Below are 1,703 nucleotides of genomic sequence, written 5' to 3'. Positions count from 1 at the left end.
CCGGGCGGCGCTGCTGGAGGTCGTCGGCTCCATCGCCGGTGACGACACCGTGATGGTGGTGGCCCGCGAGCCGCTGACCGGCCTGGACCTGGCCGAGCGGTTCAGCAACATGGCCTCCGGCGAACGCGGTGCCGACGAGGCGGGCGAACACGACGCGGGCGAGCCCCCGCGGCAACCACAACCAGACCCGAACAGGAGCAACGATCATGAGTGAGCGGGTAGTGCTGGCCTACTCCGGTGGCCTGGACACCTCCGTGGCCATCGGCTGGATCGCCGAGGAGACCGGTACCGAGGTCGTCGCCGTCGCGGTCGACGTCGGCCAGGGCGGCGAAGACCTGGAGACGGTGCGCAAGCGGGCGCTGGAGTGCGGCGCGGTCGAAGCGGTCGTCGCGGACGCCCGCGACGAGTTCGCCGACCAGTACTGCCTGCCCGCGCTGCAGGCCAACGCGCTGTACATGGACCGGTACCCGCTGGTTTCTGCGGTGTCCCGGCCGCTGATCGTCAAGCACCTCACCGACGCGGCCAAGGCGCACGGCGCCACCACCGTCTCGCACGGCTGCACCGGCAAGGGCAACGACCAGGTGCGCTTCGAGGTCGGCATCGGCGCGCTGGCCCCGGACCTGAAGGTCATCGCCCCGGTCCGGGACTTCGCCTGGACCCGCGAGAAGGCCATCGCCTGGGCCGAGGACCGCGACCTGCCGATCGACGTGAGCAAGAAGTCGCCGTACTCGATCGACCAGAACGTCTGGGGCCGGGCCGTGGAGACCGGGTTCCTGGAGGACATCTGGAACGCGCCGGTCGAGGACGTCTACTCCTACACCGAGAACCCGGCCACCCCGCGCGAGGCCGACGAGGTCGTGATCACCTTCGACCGCGGCGTGCCGGTCGCCATCGACGGCCAGCAGGTCAGCGTCCTGCAGGCGATCCAGCAGCTCAACCAGCGCGCGGGCGCGCAGGGCATCGGGCGCCTCGACATGGTCGAGGACCGGCTGGTGGGCATCAAGAGCCGCGAGATCTACGAGGCGCCGGGCGCGCTGGCGCTGATCACCGCCCACCAGGAGCTCGAGGACGTCACGCTGGAGCGCGACCTGGCCCGGTTCAAGCGGACCGTGGCGCAGCGCTGGGGCGAGCTGGTCTACGACGGCCTGTGGTTCTCGCCGCTGAAGGACTCGCTGGACGCCTTCATCGCCGACTCGCAGCAGCACGTCAGCGGCGACATCCGGATGTCGCTGCACGGCGGCCGCGCGGTGGTCAACGGCAGGCGCAGCGAGCAGTCGCTGTACGACTTCAACCTGGCCACCTACGACGAGGGCGACACCTTCGACCAGGGCCTGGCCAAGGGCTTCGTGCAGCTGTGGGGCCTGCCCAGCAAGATCGCCGCGAAGCGCGACCAGGGCTGAGCGCGCAGGCATCGGGCGCGGTGGCGGGGAACTCCTCCGCCGCCGCGCCGCAGTCGTGTCGCCACGCCTTCCCGAGCGGACGGTGCTCCGCCCCGGACTTCCCGCAAACCCGACTCCCCACCCGAGGAAAACCGTGACCCAGCAAGGCAGCGAGCCCACCAAGCTCTGGGGCGGCCGCTTCGCCTCCGGCCCGGCCGAGGCGATGGCGGCGCTGAGCCTGTCCACGCACTTCGACTGGCGCCTGGCGCCCTACGACATCGCCGGTTCCCGCGCGCACGCCCGGGTGCTGCACCGCGCGGGCCT

General features: G+C 71.5%; 1 protein-coding gene and 2 pseudogenes. All 3 read left to right on the top strand.

Going from position 1 to position 1,703, the window contains the following annotated elements; translation table 11 throughout:
* Positions 1 to 214 (top strand): annotated as a pseudogene (locus tag IJH84_RS10135) (arginine repressor); the annotation flags it as partial.
* The gene (locus tag IJH84_RS10130) at positions 207 to 1,400 is read left to right on the top strand and encodes an argininosuccinate synthase (RefSeq protein WP_295143159.1); all 1,194 of its coding nucleotides are present in this window, start codon (positions 207 to 209) and stop codon (positions 1,398 to 1,400) included. The pseudogene IJH84_RS10135 and the gene IJH84_RS10130, both read left to right, overlap by 8 nt.
* A gap of 133 nt (positions 1,401 to 1,533) precedes the next feature.
* Positions 1,534 to 1,703: pseudogene (locus IJH84_RS10125) on the top strand (argininosuccinate lyase); the annotation flags it as partial.

Source organism: Saccharopolyspora sp. (assembly GCF_017434145.1).
GTDB lineage: Bacteria > Actinomycetota > Actinomycetes > Mycobacteriales > Pseudonocardiaceae > Saccharopolyspora_C > Saccharopolyspora_C galaxeae.
Note: the sequence above shows the minus strand (reverse complement) of the source record. Positions and strands in the feature narration are given on the sequence as shown.